This is a genomic window from Streptomyces sp. NBC_00637, from assembly GCF_045161545.1.
Taxonomy (GTDB): Bacteria; Actinomycetota; Actinomycetes; order Streptomycetales; family Streptomycetaceae; genus Streptomyces.
The window spans coordinates 1,222,332-1,243,966 of record NZ_CP109046.1 but is presented as its reverse complement, the minus strand read 5'-3'; the positions used below and the strand labels follow the sequence as shown (position 1 = coordinate 1,243,966).

Sequence of the window (21,635 nt, the reverse complement as noted above, 5' to 3'; positions counted from 1 at the left end):
CCGGGCAACGGGTTGTCCACAGGGGGGTGCTGGGACGTCTGCCCAGGTGAAGAGTTGTCCGCGGAAAGTTGCCCGGCGGGCCGACCGCATTCGATGATGTTGGTGCTTGATCGCACCTGTTCGAATTAGTGGGGGTTTGATGCCCGAGATCGCCGACGACGGCCGCACCTGGCTCCTTTCCGGGCCGACGAGCAGCTACGCCCTCCACCTCACCGAGGCCGGCGAGCTGGTCCACCTGCACTGGGGCCCGGGCATCGCGCTCGCGGACGCCGAGGCACTCGCCGCCGTCGCGCCGTCGGAGCGCGGGGCGTCCTTCGAATCCCCGCTCGACGGCCGGGAGGAGTACCCGCTCGAGGGCGGCCCCCGCTTCGTCCGGCCCGCGCTGTCCGTGCGCACCGACGAGCGACGCGGCACCGAGTGGTGCTACGAGGACTTCGAGGCCGACGGCGACGAGCTGCGGCTGCGGTTCCGCGACGCCGGGCTGACCGTGACCCTGCACTACCGGATGCGGGGCGACGTCGTCGAGCGCTGGACGACCCTGCGCAACGACGGTGAGCGGCCGCTGGAGCTGCTGCGCGCCGACTCCGCCACCTGGACCCTGCCCGAGCGCGACGACTGGCGGCTGTCGCAGCTGCACGGCCGCTGGGCCGCCGAGTCCCGGCTCACCCGGTCCCCGCTCTCCTACGGCGAGAAGGTCATCGGCAGCCGCCGCGGCCACACCGGGCACCAGCACCTGCCCTGGGTCGCCCTGGACACCGACGCGACCGAGGAGCGCGGCGAGGTCTACGGATGTGCCCTCGGCTGGTCGGGTTCCTGGCGGATCGCCGTCGCCCAACTCCCCGACGCGCGCGTGCAGATCACCGGCGGCGCCGGGTACGACGACTCGGGCCTGCTGCGACTGGCCACGGGGGAGTCCTTCAGCACGCCCGTCTTCGCCGGCCTGTGGAGCGACGCCGGCTTCGGCGGGGCGAGCCGCGCCTGGCACGCCTACCAGCGCGCGTACGTCGTCCCGGACGCCGAGCAGGACCGGCCGGTGCTGTTCAACTCCTGGGAGGCGACGTACTTCGACATCTCCGAGGAGCAGCAGGGCACGCTCGCCCGGCGGGCCGCCGCGATCGGCGTGGAGCTCTTCGTCGTCGACGACGGCTGGTTCGGGGCGCGCACCGGCGACCACGCCGGGCTCGGCGACTGGCAGCCCAACCCCGACCGGTTCCCCAGGGGGCTGAAGCCCCTCGCCGACCAGGTCCACGCCCTCGGCATGCAGTTCGGCATCTGGGTCGAGCCCGAGATGGTCAACCCCGACAGCGACCTCTACCGGGCCCACCCCGACTGGGTGCAGTTCCAATCCGGACGAAAGCGGACGGAGTTCCGCAATCAGCTCGTCCTGAACCTCGCGCGCGAGGACGTCCAGGAGTACCTGTGGGAACAGCTCCACGGACTCCTGTCCAGCGCGCCGGTGGACTATGTGAAATGGGACTTCAACCGCTGCTTCACCGACGCGGGCTGGCCGGACGACCCCTACCCGCAGCGCCTCTGGGTCGATCACGTCCGGGCCCTGTACGCCCTGCTGGACCGGCTGCGGGCGGCCCATCCCGGGGTCGCCTTCGAATCCTGCTCCGGCGGCGGCGGACGTATCGACCTCGGGATCATGAGCCGCACCGACCAGGTGTGGACCTCCGACAACACCGATCCGCTGGACCGGCTCGACATCCAGCACGGCTTCAGCCAGATCCACCCCGCCCGGGTCATGGCGGCATGGGTCACCGACAGTCCCAACGCCCAGCTCAACGGCCGGGTCAGCTCGCTGCGCTTCCGGTTCGTCAGTGCCATGGCCGGCGTGCTCGGGGTGGGCGGGGATCTCTCCGAGTGGAGCGAGGAGGAGCTCGCCGAAGCGCGTCGATGGGTGGACCTCTACAAGGAGATCCGGCCCGTCGTGCAACAGGGCGACCTCTACCGCCTGCGGCCCCCGACGGGCGGTCTGAGCGCCGTCCAGTACCTGCGCGGTGACGAGAGCGTCGTCCTCGCCTGGCTCCAGGCGCAGCGGTTCGGTGAGGCCGCTCCGGCGCTGCGTCTGCGCGGGCTCGACCCGACGGCATCGTACGAATGCCGTGAAACGGGCGAAGTCCACCGGGGGGCGGTGCTGCTGCATCACGGGCTGCGTACCGGACTGCGGGGCGACCTTGATGCGACGGTTATCCGGCTGCGTCGTATCTGAGGTTTCTGTCCGAATTGGTTCCTTAATTCCAACTCGCTCTGGAATAAAGGAACCTGGAGAGCTGTCACGTGAGCAGCGTCATATCCGTGACCGTATGTCGTCCGTCATGTTCACGTAATTCGCATGCTTTCCAAGGGCCTTGGCGACCAACGGGCCCCCCGTCTCACGGAGTGTGACCGGGGATTCTCACAGCGGATCAAGAGAAAGGCTTCACCCGCACAACCTCTGCTTGTCCCTGTGCGTCCTGGTCGCTTACGTTCCACACCAATCCGGACGGACGCCGAATCCTGCCACCGCCCGGAGTCCGCACACTCACCCGTACATGGCAGGAGCGGGGGACCCACAGGCAGAACCGCCTGTTCCGGTCTCCGGAACAGGCTTTGGGGTAAAGCCGCGCCTCGGCGCGGCCGGGCATCTCCAGTCCGCACCCGACAGCTCACCTCGCAGGCGCCGGAGAGGAATTCGCCATGCCCGCGAAGGGTAAGCACCGCCGTCCGAAGGCCCAGCGCTTCACTCGTTCCATCGCCGTCGCCGGAACGGGCGGCGCCGCGCTCGCCCTTCCGCTCATAGGCGCCGCCGGCGCTCACGCGGCCCCCGCCCAGTCCGTCGCGCAGTCCGCCTCCCAGGCCGTTCCGGAACAGGTCGTGCAGTCCGTGCCGGTGGCGCAGAAGACGACCACCGCCACGACGGCCAAGACCTACACCGTGCGATCCGGCGACTACCTGTCGAAGATCGCCGACGAGCAGGACGTCAACGGTGGCTGGCAGAAGCTGTACCAGGACAACCGGCAGGCCGTGGGCAGCGACCCGTCGCTGATCCACCCCGGCCTGAAGCTCTCGATCGGCAAGAAGGCCGCGACCTCCGCGACCGGCGGCACCGGCTCGTCGTCCGGCTCCTCTTTGTCCTCCTCCTCGTCGAAGTCGAAGGCGTCCGGAACCACGTCGAAGTCCTCGTCCTCTTCCTCCTCCTCGAAGGCGGTCACCCAGGCCGCCGAGAGCGGCACCGGCACCTCCAGCGGTTACACGCTGCCGGTGGCGGGCGCCACCGTCGGCACCGCCTACCACACGGCCGGCAGCATGTGGTCCAGCGGCTACCACACCGGCACCGACTTCGTCGTCCCGACCGGCACCACCCTCAAGGCCGTGGGTGCGGGCACCGTCGTCTCCGCGGGCTGGGGCGGCGCGTACGGCAACCAGGTCGTCATCAAGCTCGCCGACGGCTACTACGCCCAGTACGCCCACCTGTCCCAGCTGTCCGTCTCGGCCGGCCAGACCGTGAGCGTGGGCCAGCAGGTCGGCCTCTCCGGTGCGACCGGCAACGTGACCGGCCCGCACCTGCACTTCGAGATCCGGACCACGCCGGACTACGGCTCCGACGTGGACCCGATCGCCTACCTCCGCGCGCACGGCGTCTCCGTCGGCTGACCCCCTCCGACCGCGACGACCTCCCGCCTGACACGCGGCCGAAGGCCGGACCCCGATCCCCGGGTCCGGCCTTCGGCGTGTCCGGGGTGAGCGGCTTCGGAAATGGCGCGTTCATGATCGTTCCATTGCGGTCATGTGGCGGCCCCCTTTGTCCCGTCGACAGGTGGGGCGGACTCGGGACACAGTGATCTCCATCGGCGAGCAAGCGCTTTCTGTCGTCTCTGCCGACGGCGCCGAGACCCGCCGGGATACCGAGCCGCGTCTCGGTGCCCCCGCCCATCGAAGGAGTTGGCCCCATGTCGACCACCCGCAGGACGTTCGGAGCTCTCGCCGCCGGTGCCGCGCTGGGCGCCTTCGCCCCGGCGGCCGCGGCGAGCGCCGCGAGTGCCGGGCCCCGCCGTCGCCGCCTGATCGCCCACGACGACTTCCGCCACGGCCTGCGCCAGTGGGCCGTCGAACTGGAACAGGGCGGGACGGTCACCGCCTCCCGCGGGACCCTGGAGGTCGACGTCCCCGCCGGGGCGACGATCTGGTTCAAGCGGCCGCTCACGGGACCGTACGTCCTCGAGTACGTCGCCACACCCGTCTCCGCGGGCGGGGTCCACGACCGCGTCTCCGACCTCAACAACTTCTGGAACGCCGTCGACGTGCGCTCCCCGGAAGACCTCTTCGCCACCCGGCGCGGCGGCGCCCTCGCCGAGTACGACTACCTGAAGGCGTACTACGTCGGCTACGGCGCCAACACCAACACCACGACCCGGCTGCGCCGCTACGTCGGCGAGGCGGGGGTCCGGCCGCTGGTCTACGACTACACCGAGCCGCTGCTCGTCGCGAACGAGCCGAACCACGTCCGCGTCGTCTCCGACGGCTCGGTCGTCCGCTGGTGGAACAACGGCCGGCTCGTCTTCGACTTCACCGACCCGGAGCCCTACACGGGCGGGCACTTCGCCTTTCGTACCACCTGGAGTCATTTCCGGATCAACGACTTCCGGGCGTGGTCGCTTATTCCCTGATTGGTCAACTCTTTACGGGTGTCTTATCTCACCGACCGTCAACCCCTTCCTACGATCGCGTAGGTCACATTCGAAGGTGAATGATGAACGGCTGTGGCAGACGATTCGAAGAGTGACGACAGATCAGTGATCGGGTCGTACGTGGCGGTGGGGGACAGCTTCACCGAGGGCGTCGGCGACCCCGGCCCCGACGGGGCGTTCGTCGGCTGGGCGGACCGCTTCGCGGTGCTCCTCGCCGACCGGCGACCCGAGGGCGACTTCAACTACACCAACCTCGCGGTCCGCGGGAAGCTGCTCGACCAGATCGTCGAGGACCAACTCCCCAGGGCGGTGGAACTCGCCCCGGACCTGGTCTCCTTCTGCGCGGGCGGCAACGACATCCTCCGTCCCGGCACCGACCCGGACGAGGTCGCCGAGCGTTTCGAACGCGCGATCTCGGCCCTGACCGCCGCAGCCGGCACCGTCATGGTGACGACCGGCTTCGACACCCGTGGCATCCCCGTGCTCAAGCATCTGCGCGGCAAGATCGCCACCTACAACGGGCACGTCCGTGCCGTGGCCGACCGCTACGGCTGTCCGGTGCTCGACCTGTGGTCCCTGAAGTCCATCCAGGACCGCAGGGCCTGGGACGGCGACCGGCTCCACCTCTCCCCGGAGGGGCACACGCGCGTGGCGCTGCGCGGTGGGCAGGCCCTCGGCATCGAGGTACCGGCCGACCCGGAGCAGCCGTGGCCGCTCCTCCCGCCGCGCGGCACGCTGGACGTGCGGCGCGACGACGTCCACTGGGCGCGCGAGTACCTGGTGCCGTGGATCGGGCGCCGGCTGCGCGGGGAGTCCTCCGGTGACCACGTGACCGCCAAGGGCACGCTGTCGCCGGACGACATCCGGATGCGGATAGCGGCCGTGGCCTGAACCCGCGGCCGGGTGGCACGCGGCCGGCCGTGGACGACGCACGGCCGGCCGCTCCACCAGTGAGGTGATCGCACGGGAGTGGTGCCCGGGCGGGGCCGGACACGGGTGCTGGGATGACCGCACCCCCGCCCGCGCTCGCCCCCCGCATCCGCACCGGGCACCGCCCGACGCCTCCAAGGACCGGTCCCGTATGCCCCTTCCCCGTACGTCCGTCGCCGCGGCCCTCGTCTCCCTGCTCGCCCTAAGCATCCCCGCGCTCACCGCCTCCACGGTGGCCGCGCAGCCCGCCCACCCCGCCGCGACGGCCCGTCCGCTCGCACCGGACAGCCCCGCCACCGTCACGGTCACCGGCGAGGGCAGCGCGAGCGCGCCGCCCGACCTCGCGGTCGTCGGCGCGGGCGTCGAAGCCTCCGCCAAGACCTCGCAGTCCGCGCTGGACGCCCAGAACAAGGCGGCCGCCGCGCTGCTGTCCGCCGTCCGCGCGCAGGGCGTCGCCGACCGGGACATCCGTACGGAGAGCCTCTCCCTCGACGCCGTCTACGACCACACGGGCGGCACCGCCCGGCTGACGGGTTATCAGGCCGCGCAGTCCTTCTCCCTGAAGGTGCGTGACGTGACGAAGGTCGGCGCGGTCGTGCAGGCGGTCACCGACGCCGCCGGTGACGCCGGGCGGATCGGCTTCGTGGCCTTCGACGTCGCCGACCCCACTCCCTTGCGGGCCGGCGCACGCGAGGCCGCGCACGCCGACGCCCACGCCAAGGCCGAGCAGTACGCCCGCCTCGGCGGCCACCGCCTGGGCCGGCTCGTCTCGCTCAGCGAGGACGCCTCCAGCTCCCCGCGCCCGGCGCCGTCGGCCGCGGACACCCCCGGTGCCGGTCTCGGCGGTGTGCCCGTCGCGCCCGGCGAGATCCGCGCGACGGCGACGGTGACGGCGGTGTACGAGCTGGACTGAGCCGCCGGGCCCGAGTGCGTCACCGGCGCGAGTGCGTCGCCGGGCCGGTGGGGCGCCGGACCACTCGGGAGGCGGTTCTCCGCGGAGGGGGCCGTCCACCTCCACGGCCGGCCGGCAGACGTGCCGGGCTCCGGCCGGATCGCGGCGACGGCCGGTCGCTCAGCGCTCCTGGGCGGTCAGCGCCGTGTGGTCCAGACCGAGTTCCCGGGCCAGCGCCTCGTCGACCCACTCCTGGGCCCGGACCCGGGACACCGTGCCCGCGTAGGACGTCAGCTGTACGGCGAGTCCGTCGAGCAGGGCCGTCAGGCGCAGCGCCGTGCCCGCCGGGTCCGGACACCGGAACTCGCCCGCGGCCACGCCCTCCGCGATCACCTCGGCGAGGGCCGCCTTCCACTCCCTGTCGAGATCGCGCGCGACCTCCCGCAGCGCGGGTTCGCGCAGCGACACCGCCCAGCCCTCGATCCACAGCCGCCAGCCCTTGGCCTGTCCCGTGGGCGCGTACCAGCGCACCGCCGACCGCAGCCGGCGCAGTGCCGTGGTCCGGCGGCCGACCAGCTTGCGCAGCTTCGCCAGGTCGCCCTCGGCCGCGTAGGCGAACGCGTCGGCGACGAGCTTCTCCTTCGTCGAGAAGTGGTAGAGCACCAGCGCGTTGCTCACACCGAGGGCCGCGGCCACGTCGGCGATCCTGACCGCCGCCACGCCCCGCGCCTCGATCTGCTCGATGGCCGCCCGCAGCAGCTCCTCGCGCCGCTCGGCCACACTCAACCGGACCCTCACCACGCCGTCACCCTAATCCGTCGGCGCGAGCGACGCCGGACGGGTCCGTGGCGACGGACCCTCACGGAGCGGGCCGGTACCGCCCGAAGCGTTCCGCGATCACCGGCAGCCGCTGCTCGGCGATCGTGTGCGCGGCGGCCCGGGGCGTGGTGCCGTCCGCCTCGGCGCGGGCCAGCACCAGCTCCACCAGGGCGCGCATCGAGCGACGCGTGTGGGCGAAGGCCTCGGTCGCGTCCGCGCCGATGTCGCCGAACAGCGTCCACCACCACCAGGCGTTCGTCCCGGAGTTGACGACGACGTCCGGCAACACGCTCACCCCGCGCGCGTGCAGCAGCTTCTCCGCCTCCGGCAGGAGGGGCATGTTGGCGGCCTCGGCGATCCACCGGGCGCCGATCCGCTCCTGCTCCTCGACCCCGATGGCGTACGACACCGCGGCCGGCACCAGCACCTCCGCCTCCACCGACAGCCAGGCGTCGCCGGGCAGCTCGAGGTCTCCCGGCCGCAGTACGGCGCGGTCCACGGTGCCGTGGGCGTCCCGCGCGGCGAGCAGCGCCTCCACGTCGAGACCGGCCGGGTGGGCGATGGTGCCCTTGACGTCGGCGACGGCCACGACGGTCAGCCCCGCGCGCGTGAGGAAGCGCGCGGTGGCGCCGCCCATGGTGCCGAACCCCTGCAGGGCGACCCGCGTCCCGGCGTGGGCCACGCCGGCCCGGTCCAGAGCCGTGAGCACGGACTCGGCGACCCCGCAGCCGCCCACCAGTTCGTCCAGACCGATGCCGTCGACCTCGACGGCGAAGGCCGCGGCGAGCCGCTCGCGGGCGGCGGACTCGTCGTCCAGCAGCGGATAGACCGCCTGCACGGACGACACCAGCCCCGCCTCGGCGGCCGCCCGGTCCACGAGGTCCTGGGTCAGCCCCAGGTCCTCGCCGGTGGTCCAGCAGCTCTCCACGTACGGCCGCACCGCCCGCAGGTAGCGCACCAGCAGTCCGTACGCCTCCGGGTCCCGTGGATCACAGTCGATACCGCCCTTGGCTCCGCCCAGGGGGACGTAGCGGGCCTCGGGGTCGTAGTGCAGCGCCTCCTTGAGGCTCATGCCGCGGGCCAGCCCGGTCACCTCCTCCAGGGTGCAGCCCGCCCGCATCCGCAGCCCGCCGCTGCACACGCCGCGCACCAGCCGGTCGACGACCAGGTGGCCCTGGCGCCCGGTGACGTGGTCGGTCCAGGTGAGCGACAGGAAGGGGGAGGTCATACGGACTCCTCGACCGGCGGGCCGGTACGGGTGAAACGGCTGGTACTGAACAGTGGGTCAGTATCGGAACGCGGCGGCGCCGTGTCAAAGAAGGCTCGCCCGGAATGACCGGGGTGACCCGGGCGTTGTGGGAGCGGGCGACCATAATGGAACGCCTCAGCGACTTCTCTGGAGGTACCGTGTCCGGTTTCCGTTCCCTGAGCTCCGGGCTCCGCGCTCTACAGCCCGCGGCCTTCGGCGCGGATCCGAGCGGCGAGCGCCTCGCGCGCATCCGCAGATCGCCCCACTACAAGGACGGCGTCTTCCAGAACCCCGGCGGTCCGGCACGGACCCGCCCCTCGGGCTCCACGCTCGACTTCGCCAAGGTCTTCTTCGACAAGGACCAGCGCCCCCGCCGCGCCCCCTCGGGCACCGTACCGGTGCACCCCACCACCCTGGCCGATCTCGCCAGGCCGCCGGCGACGGGACTGCGGCTGACCTGGATGGGTCACTCCAGCGTGCTCGCCGAGATCGACGGGCAGCGCGTGCTGTTCGACCCCGTCTGGGGCGAGCGCTGCTCCCCGTTCGCCTTCGCGGGGCCCAAGCGGCTGCACCCGGTCCCGTTGCCGCTGGCCGCGCTGGGCCCGGTCGACGTCGTCGTCATCTCCCACGACCACTACGACCATCTGGACCTGCCCACGATCAAGGCGCTCGCGGACACGGACACCCTGTTCGCGGTGCCGCTCGGTGTCGGCGCGCACCTCGAACACTGGGGTGTGTCCGCCGACCGGGTGCGGGAGCTGGACTGGCACGAGGCGACGAAGGTCGGCGGACTCACCCTGACCGCCACCCCGGCCCGGCACTTCTGCGGCCGCGGCCTGCGCAACACCCAGCACACCCTGTGGGCGTCCTGGGTGGTCGCGGGCGAGGAGCACCGGATCTACCACAGCGGCGACACCGGCTACTTCGACGGGTTCAAGGACATCGGCGCCGAGCACGGCCCGTTCGACGCGACCATGATCCAGATCGGGGCCTACTCGGACTTCTGGCCCGACATCCACATGACCCCCGAGGAGGGCATGCGCGCCCACCTGGACCTCCAGGGCGGTTCCGGCGGAGTGATGCTGCCGATCCACTGGGGCACGTTCAACCTCGCCACCCACGCGTGGACCGACCCGGGGGAGGGCACCCTGGCCGCCGCGCGGGCCGTCGGGGCGCGGGCCGCCCTGCCCCGGCCGGGCGAGCCCTTCGAGCCCGACGCCGAGACCGTCCCGGACGAGCCGTGGTGGCGCAATGTGGCACTCGCTCCGGCCGCCGGATGGCAGCCCCTGATCGCCACGGTAACGAAGGCCAAAGCCGATACCGAGAGTGACGAACGGCGGGATGCCGTCGAGGGCGGCGACGCGCCGGAGGCGGTCCCGGCGGGCTGACGGCACCGGAAACGTTCGACCGTGCGGGCCGGGGAGCGAAAAGCTCCCCGGCCCGCACGGTCGTTTCCGGACCACCTCCGACCAGGTCTGATCGACATCTTTCCGTATTGCCTCCCGGGTGGTGCGGCCTTATCGGTCTGTCGTGCGAAGCCTCATACCAGAGCGGGACGCTCGGCGGGTGACTTTGTCAACTGCCCATCGCACCTGACACGTTGCCGACTACTGTGAGTGGCCGTCGGGCGACACCGGGCCGAATTCTTCGGCTCCCCCGACCGACAGCCAGGCTCGACGGACCAGTACGAGGACACCGATGTCTCACCTCCGCGCACCCGCCACACGCGCCGACCGCCGTGAGGGCGGGCGGCACGGACGGCCGGTCGCCCGCCCCGCACCCGCGTCGGCCGAGACACACATACGGCCCCAGTTGCTGCGGCTCGCCGTGCTCCCGCCGACCGCGGTCGCCCTCAGCGCCTGCGCGGTGGTCCTGTTCACCGTGCGCTCCTCCGGCGTCCGGCCCGGCGTGACCCTGTGGGCGGTCCTCGCCGGAGCCGTCGCGGTGACCGGCGTCGGCATCGCGATCGCCGCCGTGGCCGCGGACCGCGCCGCCCGCTCGGTCAGTGACCGCGTGGCGGCCCTGCGGCGCGGCAGCGCGCGCGGCGAGGCCGAACTGCGTGCCGTCATCGAGGCGTTGCGCCGCGGCGAGGTCCCGCCCCGGCGCACCTCGCGCGGCGGCCCGCCCGGCGACGCGGACGACTTCGAGCTGCTCGCCGCCGACCTGGCCCGGGCCCACGACGGCGCCGTCACGGCCGTCGTGCAGGCCGCGCAGCTGTCCAGCCAGGCCGGCAGCGAACAGAAGCTGGAGGTCTTCGTCAATCTCGCGCGACGCCTTCAGTCCCTCGTGCACCGCGAGATCTCGATCCTCGACGAGCTGGAGAACGCGATCGAGGACCCCGACCTCCTCAAGGGCCTCTTCCACGTCGACCACCTGGCCACCCGCATCCGCCGCCACGCGGAGAACCTCGCCGTCCTCGGCGGGGCCGTCTCCCGGCGGCAGTGGAGCAACCCGGTCTCCATGACCGAGGTGCTGCGCTCCGCCATCGCCGAGGTCGAGCAGTACGCCCGGGTCAAGCTCGTCCCGCCCATCGACGGCGAACTGCGCGGCCACGCCGTCGCCGACGTCATCCACCTGCTCGCCGAACTCGTCGAGAACGCCACGGTGTTCTCCGCCCCGCACACCCAGGTGCTGCTGCGCGCCAACCTCGTCACCTCCGGGCTCGCCGTCGAGGTCGAGGACCGGGGCCTCGGCATGCCCGTCGAGGAGCAGAGCAGGATGAACGCCCTGCTCGCCGACCCCGACCAGGTCAACGTCGGCCGGCTGCTCGCCGACGGCCGCATCGGCCTGTTCGTCGTCTCCCAGCTCGCCCGGCGGCACGGCATCCGGGTCCGTCTCCAGAGCAACATCTACGGCGGTGTCCAGGCCGTCCTCGTCGTGCCGCAGGCGCTGCTGGGCTCCGCGCCCGGCGTCCTCGGCGCGGTGCCACGAGGACCGGACACCGACGGCGCCGGTCTGCCCCTCGCGCCCGCCGCACCTGCGGACCCGGCCGCACCCGCCGCGCCGGGCAACCCGGTACGGCCGCCCCTGCCGCCCGCTCCCCGGCGGCAGGCCACCCCGACACCCGGACCCGCGCAGCCGCACGAGCCGCGGCACAGCGCGGGCGGGGACCGGCCGACGGGCCTCGCGCACCCGCGCGAGACGCCGTCCCCTGCGCGGGACACCGACGGTGCCGGGCGGTCGTTCGTGCCGGTACGGGTGACGGGCGGCGCCATGCCTCCCGGCCCGCCGGCCGGGACGCCGCAGCCGTGGCACATCCCGGGTGCGGAGCGGAACCCTGCCCCTGCCCCGGCACCTTCTCCGACGGGGGACGACACCTCCGGCGCGGGGACGCCCCTGGTCGAGCCCTCCGGACAACGGCACCCGGGCGGCTCCGGGCCCGCCCACGCGGCCGCACCGCCCCCACCCCCCCGTCCCGCCCCCGCCGACCCGACGGCGCAGCGGCCGGGCGCGCCCGCGCCCCTGCCCGTCCGGGGCGACCGCGCGGCACGGCCCAACCCGGCCGAGGCGGTGCCCGGCATCCGGCGCGGCGACCGGCCGGTCGTCGAGGAGCACGCGGGCATCGCGCCCACCCCGCGTGTCGGCACGGTGCGCGGCACCATGGGCAAACCCCGGCTGCCCCGCCGCCGTGCCCAGGAGCACATCGTTCCCCAGCTGCGCGGCGGCCCGGCCCCCCGCCAGGACTCCGAGCAGCCCGCCGAGCACGACCCCGGCCTGATGGCCGCCTTCCAGCGCGGCATCGGCCTGGCCGAGGCCCAGCAGAGCCTGGAGGCGGAGGCCCTGGACCCGGCACCGTTCCGCCCGTCCGCTTCCCTCGGGGTCCTGCTCGACCCGGCCGCCGGCCCGGTGCCGGGCCACGAGCCCGCACGGGCGGGCCGCGATGGCGTCACCGGCGGCGCCCCGGGCGAGGGCCCGGAAGCGGGCCGGCCGGTGCCGTTCCCCGGCGACGCCGACGGACGACCGCCGCACCCGTCCCGCATACCGCAGGCGCGCGCCACCCCCGCCGCCGCGCCGCCCGAGGCGTACGGCGCGCTCGACGGACCGGACCTGCCCGGTCCCGACCGATCCACCGCCCGGCACGACGGGAGCGCACCCGCCGGATGAGCACGGTCACCCCCACCCCCAGCGCTCCCGCAGACCTTCGTACCTCAAGGAGTCGATCCACCATGGCGAGCGATGCGCCGACCGGCCAGGTATCCGATCTCGACTGGCTGATGAGCGGCCTCGTGCAGCGCGTACCGCACACCCTGAGCGCGGTGCTGCTCTCCTGCGACGGGCTGGTGAAGTCGGTCCACGGCCTCGACCCCGACAGCGCCGACCACATGGCCGCCCTGGCCTCCGGCCTGTACTCCCTCGGCCGGAGCGCCGGCGTCCGGTTCGGTGACGGCGGGGACGTGCGCCAGGTCGTCGTCGAACTCGACTCGACGCTGCTGTTCGTCACCACCGCCGGCTCCGGCGCGTGTCTCGCGGTGCTCGCCGGCCGGGAGGCCGACGCGGCCGTGCTCGGCTACGAGATGTCGATGCTTGTCAAGAGCGTCCGGCCGTATCTCATGACCGCGCCCCGGCAGCACGCCGTCGAACCGTCGGTGATGGGGCCTTGAGCGTGGCGGCGGCCGGAGACGGGCCCTGGCTCGACGACGCGGCCGGACGGCTGGTGCGCCCGTTCACGGTCAGCGGCGGCCGGACCAAGCCGAGTGTCGCCCTCGACCTCATGTCGCAGGTGATGGCCACCGGGGCGACCCCTCTCGGCTACCTCGGTCCCGAGCACGCGACCGCGCTCCACCTGACCCGCGCACCCGTGTCGGTGGCCGAGATCGCGGCCCATCTCAAGCTGCCGGCCGCGGTCACCAAGGTGTTGCTCTCGGACCTCCTCGACTGCGGGGCGCTGACCACCAAGCCCCCCGAGTACCACCACATCCCCACCGACCGGGCCCTTCTGGAGGCAGTGCTCGATGGACTACGACGACAGCTCTGAGTACGACGCGTACGACGGGCACCGCGAGTACGGCGCCCCCGGCGGCGGCTCGGACCCCTTTCCCACGGCACTGAAGATCCTGGTCGCGGGCGGTTTCGGGGTCGGCAAGACGACCTTCGTCGGCGCCGTGAGCGAGATCGCGCCGCTCAGCACCGAGGAGCTGCTCACCACGGTCAGTGCCGCCACCGACAACCTCGACGGCATCGAGAACAAGGTCGAGACGACCGTCGCCATGGACTTCGGCCGTATCACCCTCGACCCGACGCACGTCCTCTACCTGTTCGGCACACCCGGCCAGGAGCGGTTCTGGTTCATGTGGGACGAACTCTCCGAGGGCGCCCTCGGCGCGGTCATCCTCGCCGACACCCGCCGCCTGGAGGAGTGCTTCGCGGCCGTCGACTTCTTCGAGGAGCGCGGACTCGCCTTCATCATCGCCGTCAACGAGTTCGACGGCTCCCACCGCTACAACCCCGAGGAGGTGCGCGCCGCCATCGACCTCGCCCCCGACGTCCCGGTCGTGCGGTGCGACGCCCGCATCTCCGCATCCGGTGTGCAGACCCTGCTCACCCTCGTCAAACACCTCATCGCCCACGCACCGGCCGCACCCCAGCCGAGCCGCGGCGCCCACATGTGATCCCCTCACCCGACGCCCCGGAGCCCACATATGACGTACGTCCACAGCGACGGAACCCGGCCATGAGCTACGACCCGCCGCGCCCGGCCGGTCGTCTGCTGCTCACGCCGGAGGACAGGGAGGCTCCCGCGCGTGCCCGCAGGCTGCGCCGACTGGGTCTCGGGGCACAGCCGGAACCCGCCCTGGACGCCTTCGCGGACCGTCTGGCCGCGGTCGCCGGAGCGCCGTACGCCATGGTGAACTTCCTCGACGAGGAACGGCAGTTCTTCGCCGGACTGCACACCCCGCAGGGCGGCCGGGCCGCGCGCGGCGGCAAGCCCGAGGTGGGCCGCCGGCTGCCCCGCGACTACGGCTACTGCCCGCACGTCGTCGTACGGCGCAAGGCGCTGGTGCTGGAGGACGTGGGCGACTACCCGCGCTTCGCGGGCAACCCGGTCGTCGACGAGTACGGCATCCGCTCCTACCTGGGCGCCCCGCTCATCGACATGAGCGGCATGGTGCTGGGCACCGTGTGCGTCGCCGACCTCACGCCCCGGCCCTGGGGAAGGGCCGGTCTGGAGACCATCAAGTCGACGGCCGCCGAACTCGCCGGACAGCTTCAGCGACGGGAGAGCGACGGGTTCCCCGCGCCGTGAGGCAGGCCCCGGAACCCGGTCCCGCCACCGGGGCCGAGGGCGCCGGTCAGGGGGCCCGCCAGATGTTGTCGAAGGCCGCCTCCTCGATGGACCGCCGCTGTCGTACGGCCTCGAGTTCCGCCACCGCGTCGCCGACCGTCGCCAGCACCGTCACGACCGTGTCGCCGGGAAGGTCCGGGAAGCCGTCGGCGGGCTCCTCGCGCAGACCCACGGCGGCGCCCAGCGCCGCGAGAACCGGCTCGTCCGCCTCCCAGCGCCCGGTGGCGCGGCGCCGGTCCGGCGAGTCGAGCGGCTCCGTCCCCGCGGACAGGAAGGGCAGCCGGCCGTGGCGCGCCCGGCCGACCAGGCCGTCCGCCTCGAAGCGGGCCGCGTAGGCCGCGGCCAGGCCGCTGCCGCGGCGCCACAGCCAGTCCTCGACCGACTCGTACGGCACCGTCCGTACGAGTGCCGCCGCGGCGTCGGCCAGCAGGCGGTCGTCCGGTTCCGGCGCCAGGCCGGGCACCAGAAGATCGCCGTCGAGGGCGACCGCCTCGGTCCCGACGAGATCGATCACCTCGGCGCCCGCGAGGGCGAGCGACAGTTCGCCCTGCCCGACGGGGCGCACGGGCGCCACGTCCATCGCGACGAGCATCAGGTCCCGTGCTGTGGTCATCGAAGACTCCACGTCAGTCGGCCGGCCTTGTGAGGGTTGCGGTCCAGGGTGGCACGCCCCACCGTGGTGTGCGGGAAGCCGGTCCGGCCGAGCGCGGCCACCCGTGTGAAGCGGAGCTGTGGCGGCGCTTAAGAAAAGCTCGATGGACCGGGCCGGGTGAAGTGCGGCAGATTGCTGGGCGAATCCACATGTCTTCCCGGACGCGGGGCCCTTCGGGCTGCTCGCGCCGGGCCCTCACCACAGGAGCCGTAGCGTGAAGGCGCTGGTCAAGGAGAAGGCGGAGCCCGGACTGTGGCTCGCGGACGTCCCCGAGCCGGCCGTCGGGCCCGGTGACGTGCTGATCAGGGTGCTGCGCACCGGTATCTGCGGCACCGACCTGCACATCCGGTCCTGGGACGGCTGGGCGCGGCAGACGATCAGCACCCCGCTCGTGCTCGGACACGAGTTCGTCGGCGAGGTCGTCGACACCGGCCGGGACGTCGCCGACATCCAGGTGGGGGACCGGGTCAGCGGCGAGGGGCACCTCGTCTGCGGCAAGTGCCGCAACTGTCTCGCCGGGCGCCGTCATCTGTGCCGGGCCACCGTCGGGCTCGGCGTCGGCCGCGACGGCGCCTTCGCGGAGTACGTCGCGCTGCCCGCGTCCAACGTGTGGGTGCACCGGGTGCCGGTGGACCTCGACGTGGCGGCGATCTTCGACCCGTTCGGCAACGCCGTGCACACCGCGCTGTCCTTCCCGCTCGTCGGCGAGGACGTGCTGATCACCGGCGCCGGACCGATCGGGCTGATGGCCGCCGCCGTCGCCCGGCACGCGGGTGCCCGCAACGTCGTCGTCACCGACGTCAGCGAGGAGCGGCTGGAGCTGGCCCGCAAGATCGGTGCGAGCCTCGCGCTGAACGTGTCGCGGGCGTCCATCGCGGACGGGCAGCGGGAGCTGGGGCTGCGCGAGGGCTTCGACATCGGCCTGGAGATGTCCGGCCGGCCCGCGGCCCTGCGCGACATGATCGCCAACATGACGCACGGCGGCCGGATCGCGATGCTGGGACTGCCCGCCGAGGAGTTCCCCGTCGACTGGGCCCGGATCGTCACCTCGATGATCACGATCAAGGGCATCTACGGCCGCGAGATGTTCGAGACCTGGTACGCGATGTCGGTGCTGCTGGAGGGCGGCCTCGACCTCGCCCCCGTGATCACCGGCCGCTACGGCTACCGCGACTTCGAGGCGGCCTTCGCCGACGCGGCGAGCGGCCTCGGCGGCAAGGTCATCCTCGACTGGACCGCGTGACCCTCGACCGGATCGCGTGATCCTCGACCGGACCGCGCAAGTCACCGCATTTCTTAGGAGCCTTTCCATGTTCGACTCCGTGCGCGACGACGTCCGCGCCACCCTCGACGAGATCCGGGCCGCCGGTCTGCACAAGCCCGAGCGGGTCATCGGCAGCCCGCAGTCGGCCACGGTCGCCGTCACCGCGGGCGGCCGGCCCGGCGAGGTCCTCAACTTCTGCGCCAACAACTACCTCGGCCTCGCCGACCACCCCGAGGTCGTCGCAGCCGCCCACGAGGCCCTCGACCGCTGGGGCTACGGGATGGCGTCGGTGCGCTTCATCTGCGGGACGCAGGAGGTGCACAAGGAGCTGGAGGCCAGGCTGTCGGCCTTCCTCGGCCAGGAGGACACGATCCTGTACTCCTCCTGCTTCGACGCCAACGGCGGGGTCTTCGAGACGCTGCTCGGCCCTGAGGACGCGGTGATCTCCGACGCTCTCAACCACGCCTCGATCATCGACGGCATCCGGCTGTCGAAGGCCCGCCGGTTCCGCTACGCCAACCGTGATCTGGCGGACCTGGAACGGCAGTTGAAGGACGCCTCCGACGCGCGGCGCCGGCTCGTCGTCACCGACGGCGTGTTCTCCATGGACGGGTACGTGGCGCCGCTCGCCGAGATCTGCGACCTCGCCGAGCGCTACGACGCGATGGTCATGGTCGACGACTCGCACGCGGTCGGCTTCGTCGGCCCCGGTGGCCGGGGCACGCCCGAGCTGCACGGGGTGATGGACCGCGTCGACATCATCACCGGCACCCTGGGCAAGGCGCTGGGCGGCGCGTCCGGCGGCTATGTGGCGGCCCGGGCGGAGATCGTCGCCCTGCTCCGCCAGCGCTCCCGCCCCTACCTCTTCTCCAACACGCTCGCCCCGGTCATCGCCGCCGCCTCGCTGAAGGTCCTGGACCTGCTGGAGTCGGCCGACGACCTGCGGGTGCGGCTCGCCGAGAACACCGCGCTGTTCCGCCGCCGGATGACCGACGAGGGTTTCGACATCCTGCCGGGCGACCACGCCATCGCGCCCGTGATGATCGGCGACGCGGCGAAGGCGGGCCGGATGGCCGAACTGCTCCTGGAGCGCGGGGTGTACGTGATCGGCTTCTCCTACCCGGTGGTCCCGCAGGACCGGGCCCGCATCCGGGTCCAGCTGTCCGCCGCGCACTCCACGGAAGACGTCGACCGCGCGGTCGACGCCTTCATCGCCGCCCGGGCCGAACTGGAAGCTGCCTGAGCCGGAGGCGGTCCGGGCCGCAGGCGGTCTGAGCGGCCCGGACATCTTGCGATAATCGATCCATGATCGAGGCGCGGCGGCTCCACATCCTCCGTGCGGTGGCCGACCACCGCACGGTGACCGCGGCCGCCGCCGCGCTGTACCTCACCCCGTCCGCCGTCTCCCAGCAGCTGACGGCCCTGGAGCAGGAGACCGGCCACCGGCTGGTCGAGCGTGGCGCCAAGGGCGTACGCCTCACCCCGGCCGGCGAGATCCTGCTCGCCCACACCAACGCCGTCCTCGCCCAGCTGGAGCGGGCCGAGGCGGAACTGGCCGCCTACAGCTCCGGGGCGGCCGGCACGGTCACGGTAGCGGCCTTCGCGACGGGGATCGCCCTGGTCGTGGCGCCCGCGGTGGCCCGGCTGGCCGGCACCGCCCCGGGGATCCGGATCCGTGTGCAGGACGCCGAGGGCGACGCCAGTCTGCCGATGGTGCTCGACCGACAGGTCGATGTCGCGGTGGCCGTCGAGTACCGCGGGGCCCCGGCCGCCGACGATCCGAGGCTGACGCACGTCGCGCTCTACGCCGAGCCTTTCGACGCGGTCGTCCCGGTCAGCCACCGCCTCGCCGATGCCCCCGAAGTGCCGCTGGCCGAGCTGGCCAAGGACCCGTGGATCGGCCCCTACCCGGGCAACCCCTGCCATGACGTGGTCGTCCTGGCCTGTGAGAACGCCGGGTTCCAGCCCCGTCTGGAGCACTCATCGGACGACTTCCGCGCGGTCGTCGCGCTGGCCTCGGCGGACGCGGGCGTGGCGCTCGTCCCGCGCTCGGCGCTGCGCGGCATGGACCTCACGGGAGTGGTCGTTCGGCCGGTCGACGGCGTTGCGCCGACCCGGCGGGTCTTCGCGGCCGTCCGCCGGGGGGCGGAGGGCCATCCGCTGATCCGGCCGGTGCTGGAGGCGCTCGGCGAGGCGGCCAGGGTGTGAGCCGCCCGTAACAGCCCTGTCTCATATCCGGGATAACCTCCCGGATATGAGACACGAGACAGTCGGAGCGCAGGCGCCCGGGTCACCGGACCCCGTCGACGTGCGGATCGCCGGACGACTGGCCGAGCTGCGGGCCGAACGCGGCTGGTCCCTGGGGGAGTTGGCGGAACGCAGCGGCGTCAGCCGGTCCACCCTGTCACGGGCCGAGCGCGCGGAGACCAGTCCGACCGCCGCCCTGCTCAACCGGCTCTGCCATGTCTACGGGCGGACCATGTCCCGGCTGCTCAGCGAGGTGGAGGCGGAGCCCGCGCCGCTGGTGCGCGCCGGCGAACAGACCGTCTGGGAGGACCGGGTCTCCGGGTTCGTCCGGCGCTCCGTGTCGCCGCCGCACCCCGCGCTGCGCGGCGAACTGGTCGAGGGCCGGCTCGCCGTCGGCGCCGACATCGCCTACGACCGGCCGCCCGTGGCGGGCCTGGAGCAGCACATCTGGGTGCTGGAGGGCGCCCTCGAGGTCACGGCCGAGGACATCGCGCATCACCTCGGCGCCGGGGACTGTCTGCGCCTGCGGGTGTGGGGTGCGACCCGGTTCCGGTGCGCGGGCGACGAGGACGTGCGGTACGTGCTGGCGGTGGTGCTGCCATGACGGTGACCCGGCTCGACGCCTCCCGACTGCGCGCCCGCGCGGCGGAGTTGGCGGATTTGCTGATCGACGCGGTGGACGACGGCGCCTCGCTCGGCTTTCTCGCCCCGCTCGACCGGGCGGCGGCCGAAGCGTGGTGGGAGGAACGCGCGCAGGGCGTGGCCGCCGGACGGCTCGCGGTCTGGACGGCGCAGGACGGCGAGCGGGACCGGGTGGTCGGCACCGTCGGCCTGGCCTTCCCCGACAAGCCCAACAGCAGCCACCGAGCCGAGCTCGTCAAGCTGATCGTCCACCGGGACGCCCGCGGCAGGGGTCTCGGCCGCACCCTCCTGACCGCCGCCGAGCGGAGCGCCGCCGCGGCCGACGTCACTCTGCTGCACCTGGACACCGAGACCGGCAGCCCCGCCGAACGCCTCTACCGCACCGCCGGTTGGACCAGGGCCGGGGTGATCCCGGACTACGCGGCGAACCCGGCCGGGATCCTCCGCCCCACCACCCTGTACTACAAGCACGTCGCCGTCGGGTGACTGTCAGTGGCAGCCGCTACGGTGCGGAGCATGCCGGACGCCGAAGACGTACGCCGTATCGCCCTGTCCCTGCCGGACACCACGGAGAAGATCTCCTGGAACATGCCCACTTTCCGGGTCGCGGGCAAGATGTTCGCCACGCTGCCCGAGGAGGAGACCTCCCTCGCCGTGCGCTGCCCCAAGGAGGAACGCGACGAACTGGTGCTCGCCGAGCCGGGAAAGTTCTGGATCGCCGACCACGAGGCCCAGTTCGCCTGGGTGCGGGCCCGCCTCGCCGCCTTGGAGGACGAGGCCGAGCTGCGGGACATCCTCTCCGACTCGTGGCGCCAGGCGGCCCCGACGCGACTGCTCGAGGCGTACCCGGAACTGGGGGCGGCCCCGGGGGAGTGACGGCGGCCGGGCCGCGGGAAACGGGTGCGCGACCATCGACCCGAGTGCGGTATGGTTTCCATGCGTGTTCGGCCAGGGGAAACCCCAGGTCAGATGGGCAACGGGACGTGGCGCAGCTTGGTAGCGCACTTGACTGGGGGTCAAGGGGTCGCAGGTTCAAATCCTGTCGTCCCGACCAGCTTCATCGCAGGTCGGAAGGTCGTTTCCACGAAAGTGTGGAAGCGGCCTTCGTCGTTTTCCACGCCGTGCCGCGCGGTGCGAGGCGGCGAGGTGTCCGCGTCGCCCTGTGCTGTGAGTCGGCCGGACTACCTGTGGATTCACCTCACCCCGAGTGACGCCCCGCGGCCCCGCTGCCAGGATGAGGCGCCATGACCGCAGGGCACGGCAAGGCCGACAAGCATCACAGACTCCACGACTCCGCCAAGGCGGAGAAGCACCGGACGGCGCACGGCGCGACACGCGCGAAGCGGGCCGGCCGGGCGGCGCAGGCCGACGAGTCGACGACCGCGCTGGCGCTGGCCGCTCGGGGCGGGGACGCGGCGGCCGTCGAGGGGTTCGTGCGCGCCCTGCACCACGACGTGGTGCGGTACGTGGCCCATCTGAGCGCCGACCCGCAGGCGGCGGACGATCTGGCGCAGGACACGTTCCTGCGGGCGCTGAGCGGCCTGCACCGGTTCGAGGGACGCTCCTCGGCGCGCGCGTGGCTGCTGTCCATCGCGCGCCGGGCGGTGATCGACAGCATCCGGTCCGCCGCCGTCCGGCCGCGCCTGTCGGACCGGGACGACTGGCAGGCGGCCGTGGAACTGGCCCAGCCGCGCGGACTGCCCGGCTTCGACGACGGGGTCGTCCTGCTGGATCTGCTGGCCGCGCTGCCGGAGGACCGGCGGGAGGCGTTCGTGCTGACCCAGTTGCTGGGGCTGCCCTACGCGGAGGCGGCCGAGGTGAGCGACTGCCCGGTCGGCACGGTCCGCTCACGGGTGGCCCGTGCCCGCGCCACCCTGGCCGGCCTGCTCACCGAGGCCGGCGAGCCCGCGGCCGGCGCTCGGTGAGAAGCGGTCGCGCGACCGGGCGGCGTGCGGACGAGGGCCCCGGCCACCGCGCTCACGGC

At 73.0% G+C, this 21,635-nt stretch carries 21 protein-coding genes, 1 tRNA gene and 1 riboswitch; of the genes, 19 read left to right on the top strand and 3 right to left on the bottom strand.

Going from position 1 to position 21,635, the window contains the following annotated elements; all coding sequences use genetic code 11:
• Window positions 1-139 precede the first annotated feature (139 nt).
• The 5 genes from OG440_RS05405 (at window position 140) to OG440_RS05385 (ending at window position 6,516) form a co-directional block, all read left to right on the top strand.
• The gene (locus OG440_RS05405) at window positions 140-2,215 is read left to right on the top strand and encodes an alpha-galactosidase (RefSeq protein ID WP_406005677.1); all 2,076 of its coding nucleotides are present in this window, start codon (window positions 140-142) and stop codon (window positions 2,213-2,215) included.
• A gap of 268 nt (window positions 2,216-2,483) precedes the next feature.
• A riboswitch (cyclic di-AMP (ydaO/yuaA leader) is annotated at window positions 2,484-2,678 on the top strand.
• Between the two features lie 4 nt (window positions 2,679-2,682).
• A complete protein-coding gene (locus tag OG440_RS05400; protein ID WP_406005676.1) occupies window positions 2,683-3,639 on the top strand; it encodes a peptidoglycan DD-metalloendopeptidase family protein in 957 nt (318 codons plus the stop codon).
• Window positions 3,640-3,935: 296 nt separating this feature from the next.
• Window positions 3,936-4,652 (top strand): DUF6250 domain-containing protein, encoded by a 717-nt coding sequence (locus OG440_RS05395; RefSeq protein WP_406005675.1) that lies wholly within the window; start codon window positions 3,936-3,938, stop codon window positions 4,650-4,652.
• 126 nt (window positions 4,653-4,778) lie between these two features.
• On the top strand, window positions 4,779-5,564 hold the full coding sequence (locus OG440_RS05390) for an SGNH/GDSL hydrolase family protein (RefSeq protein ID WP_406011259.1): 786 nt from the start codon (window positions 4,779-4,781) through the stop codon (window positions 5,562-5,564).
• A gap of 190 nt (window positions 5,565-5,754) precedes the next feature.
• Window positions 5,755-6,516: an SIMPL domain-containing protein gene (locus OG440_RS05385; protein WP_406005674.1), complete on the top strand. Its 762-nt coding sequence runs from the start codon at window positions 5,755-5,757 to the stop codon at window positions 6,514-6,516.
• 159 nt (window positions 6,517-6,675) lie between these two features.
• Here OG440_RS05385 and OG440_RS05380 read toward each other — a convergent pair whose 3' ends face one another.
• Both OG440_RS05380 and OG440_RS05375 read right to left on the bottom strand, forming a co-directional pair.
• The gene (locus OG440_RS05380; protein WP_406005673.1) at window positions 6,676-7,296 is read right to left on the bottom strand and encodes a TetR/AcrR family transcriptional regulator; all 621 of its coding nucleotides are present in this window, start codon (window positions 7,294-7,296) and stop codon (window positions 6,676-6,678) included.
• A gap of 58 nt (window positions 7,297-7,354) precedes the next feature.
• The gene (locus OG440_RS05375; RefSeq protein ID WP_406005672.1) at window positions 7,355-8,542 is read right to left on the bottom strand and encodes a Glu/Leu/Phe/Val dehydrogenase dimerization domain-containing protein; all 1,188 of its coding nucleotides are present in this window, start codon (window positions 8,540-8,542) and stop codon (window positions 7,355-7,357) included.
• 179 nt (window positions 8,543-8,721) lie between these two features.
• On the opposite strand from OG440_RS05375, the gene OG440_RS05370 reads away from it, so the two are divergent.
• From OG440_RS05370 to OG440_RS05345, 6 genes are all read left to right on the top strand, one after another.
• Window positions 8,722-9,951, top strand: a complete 1,230-nt coding sequence (locus OG440_RS05370; protein ID WP_406005671.1) for an MBL fold metallo-hydrolase — start codon at window positions 8,722-8,724, stop codon at window positions 9,949-9,951.
• Between the two features lie 310 nt (window positions 9,952-10,261).
• The gene (locus OG440_RS05365; protein WP_406005670.1) at window positions 10,262-12,667 is read left to right on the top strand and encodes an ATP-binding protein; all 2,406 of its coding nucleotides are present in this window, start codon (window positions 10,262-10,264) and stop codon (window positions 12,665-12,667) included.
• A gap of 62 nt (window positions 12,668-12,729) precedes the next feature.
• Window positions 12,730-13,164, top strand: a complete 435-nt coding sequence (locus tag OG440_RS05360) for a roadblock/LC7 domain-containing protein (protein WP_062642785.1) — start codon at window positions 12,730-12,732, stop codon at window positions 13,162-13,164.
• A gap of 2 nt (window positions 13,165-13,166) precedes the next feature.
• Window positions 13,167-13,538, top strand: coding sequence for a DUF742 domain-containing protein (locus tag OG440_RS05355; protein WP_020129490.1), 372 nt, complete (start codon window positions 13,167-13,169; stop codon window positions 13,536-13,538).
• Window positions 13,516-14,172, top strand: a complete 657-nt coding sequence (locus OG440_RS05350) for a GTP-binding protein (RefSeq protein ID WP_406005669.1) — start codon at window positions 13,516-13,518, stop codon at window positions 14,170-14,172. The genes OG440_RS05355 and OG440_RS05350 overlap by 23 nt, the downstream gene beginning before the upstream one ends.
• 62 nt (window positions 14,173-14,234) lie before the next feature.
• Window positions 14,235-14,807, top strand: coding sequence for a GAF domain-containing protein (locus OG440_RS05345; protein WP_406005668.1), 573 nt, complete (start codon window positions 14,235-14,237; stop codon window positions 14,805-14,807).
• Between the two features lie 46 nt (window positions 14,808-14,853).
• On the opposite strand, the gene OG440_RS05340 is transcribed toward OG440_RS05345, so the two are convergent.
• Window positions 14,854-15,459, bottom strand: coding sequence for a GPP34 family phosphoprotein (locus OG440_RS05340; RefSeq protein WP_406005667.1), 606 nt, complete (start codon window positions 15,457-15,459; stop codon window positions 14,854-14,856).
• A gap of 253 nt (window positions 15,460-15,712) precedes the next feature.
• Here OG440_RS05340 and tdh point away from each other — a divergent pair, with 253 nt between their 5' ends.
• The 8 genes from tdh to OG440_RS05300 all read left to right on the top strand — a co-directional run bounded on the left by tdh (window position 15,713) and on the right by OG440_RS05300 (window position 21,576).
• Window positions 15,713-16,741, top strand: coding sequence for an L-threonine 3-dehydrogenase (gene tdh, locus OG440_RS05335; RefSeq protein WP_406005666.1), 1,029 nt, complete (start codon window positions 15,713-15,715; stop codon window positions 16,739-16,741).
• 67 nt (window positions 16,742-16,808) lie between these two features.
• Window positions 16,809-18,005, top strand: coding sequence for a glycine C-acetyltransferase (locus OG440_RS05330; protein WP_406005665.1), 1,197 nt, complete (start codon window positions 16,809-16,811; stop codon window positions 18,003-18,005).
• A gap of 62 nt (window positions 18,006-18,067) precedes the next feature.
• Window positions 18,068-18,970, top strand: coding sequence for a LysR family transcriptional regulator (locus OG440_RS05325; protein WP_406005664.1), 903 nt, complete (start codon window positions 18,068-18,070; stop codon window positions 18,968-18,970).
• A gap of 46 nt (window positions 18,971-19,016) precedes the next feature.
• Entirely contained in the window at window positions 19,017-19,613 is a 597-nt protein-coding gene (locus OG440_RS05320) for a helix-turn-helix domain-containing protein (protein ID WP_406005663.1), read from the top strand.
• The gene (locus OG440_RS05315) at window positions 19,610-20,137 is read left to right on the top strand and encodes a GNAT family N-acetyltransferase (protein WP_406005662.1); all 528 of its coding nucleotides are present in this window, start codon (window positions 19,610-19,612) and stop codon (window positions 20,135-20,137) included. The genes OG440_RS05320 and OG440_RS05315 overlap by 4 nt, the downstream gene beginning before the upstream one ends.
• Window positions 20,138-20,167: 30 nt before the next feature.
• Window positions 20,168-20,527: an MmcQ/YjbR family DNA-binding protein gene (locus OG440_RS05310; protein WP_406005661.1), complete on the top strand. Its 360-nt coding sequence runs from the start codon at window positions 20,168-20,170 to the stop codon at window positions 20,525-20,527.
• Window positions 20,528-20,628: 101 nt separating this feature from the next.
• Window positions 20,629-20,705 (top strand) — tRNA-Pro (locus OG440_RS05305).
• Between the two features lie 190 nt (window positions 20,706-20,895).
• Window positions 20,896-21,576, top strand: coding sequence for a sigma-70 family RNA polymerase sigma factor (locus OG440_RS05300; protein ID WP_406005660.1), 681 nt, complete (start codon window positions 20,896-20,898; stop codon window positions 21,574-21,576).
• Window positions 21,577-21,635 lie beyond the last annotated feature (59 nt).

Excerpts from the sequence above, each read along its gene's own strand:
- OG440_RS05300 (WP_406005660.1), top strand. The coding sequence starts at position 20,896 with ATGACCGCAGGGCACGGCAAGGCCGACAAGCATCACAGACTCCACGAC.
- OG440_RS05325 (WP_406005664.1), top strand. The coding sequence starts at position 18,068 with ATGATCGAGGCGCGGCGGCTCCACATCCTCCGTGCGGTGGCCGACCAC.
- OG440_RS05330 (WP_406005665.1), top strand. The coding sequence starts at position 16,809 with ATGTTCGACTCCGTGCGCGACGACGTCCGCGCCACCCTCGACGAGATC.
- OG440_RS05360 (WP_062642785.1), top strand. The coding sequence starts at position 12,730 with ATGGCGAGCGATGCGCCGACCGGCCAGGTATCCGATCTCGACTGGCTG.
- OG440_RS05395 (WP_406005675.1), top strand. The coding sequence starts at position 3,936 with ATGTCGACCACCCGCAGGACGTTCGGAGCTCTCGCCGCCGGTGCCGCG.
- OG440_RS05365 (WP_406005670.1), top strand. The coding sequence starts at position 10,262 with ATGTCTCACCTCCGCGCACCCGCCACACGCGCCGACCGCCGTGAGGGC.
- OG440_RS05385 (WP_406005674.1), top strand. The coding sequence starts at position 5,755 with ATGCCCCTTCCCCGTACGTCCGTCGCCGCGGCCCTCGTCTCCCTGCTC.
- OG440_RS05400 (WP_406005676.1), top strand. The coding sequence starts at position 2,683 with ATGCCCGCGAAGGGTAAGCACCGCCGTCCGAAGGCCCAGCGCTTCACT.
- OG440_RS05315 (WP_406005662.1), top strand. The coding sequence starts at position 19,610 with ATGACGGTGACCCGGCTCGACGCCTCCCGACTGCGCGCCCGCGCGGCG.
- OG440_RS05320 (WP_406005663.1), top strand. The coding sequence starts at position 19,017 with ATGAGACACGAGACAGTCGGAGCGCAGGCGCCCGGGTCACCGGACCCC.
- OG440_RS05310 (WP_406005661.1), top strand. The coding sequence starts at position 20,168 with ATGCCGGACGCCGAAGACGTACGCCGTATCGCCCTGTCCCTGCCGGAC.
- OG440_RS05345 (WP_406005668.1), top strand. The coding sequence starts at position 14,235 with ATGAGCTACGACCCGCCGCGCCCGGCCGGTCGTCTGCTGCTCACGCCG.
- OG440_RS05375 (WP_406005672.1), bottom strand. The coding sequence starts at position 8,542 with ATGACCTCCCCCTTCCTGTCGCTCACCTGGACCGACCACGTCACCGGG.
- OG440_RS05405 (WP_406005677.1), top strand. The coding sequence starts at position 140 with ATGCCCGAGATCGCCGACGACGGCCGCACCTGGCTCCTTTCCGGGCCG.
- OG440_RS05350 (WP_406005669.1), top strand. The coding sequence starts at position 13,516 with ATGGACTACGACGACAGCTCTGAGTACGACGCGTACGACGGGCACCGC.
- OG440_RS05340 (WP_406005667.1), bottom strand. The coding sequence starts at position 15,459 with ATGACCACAGCACGGGACCTGATGCTCGTCGCGATGGACGTGGCGCCC.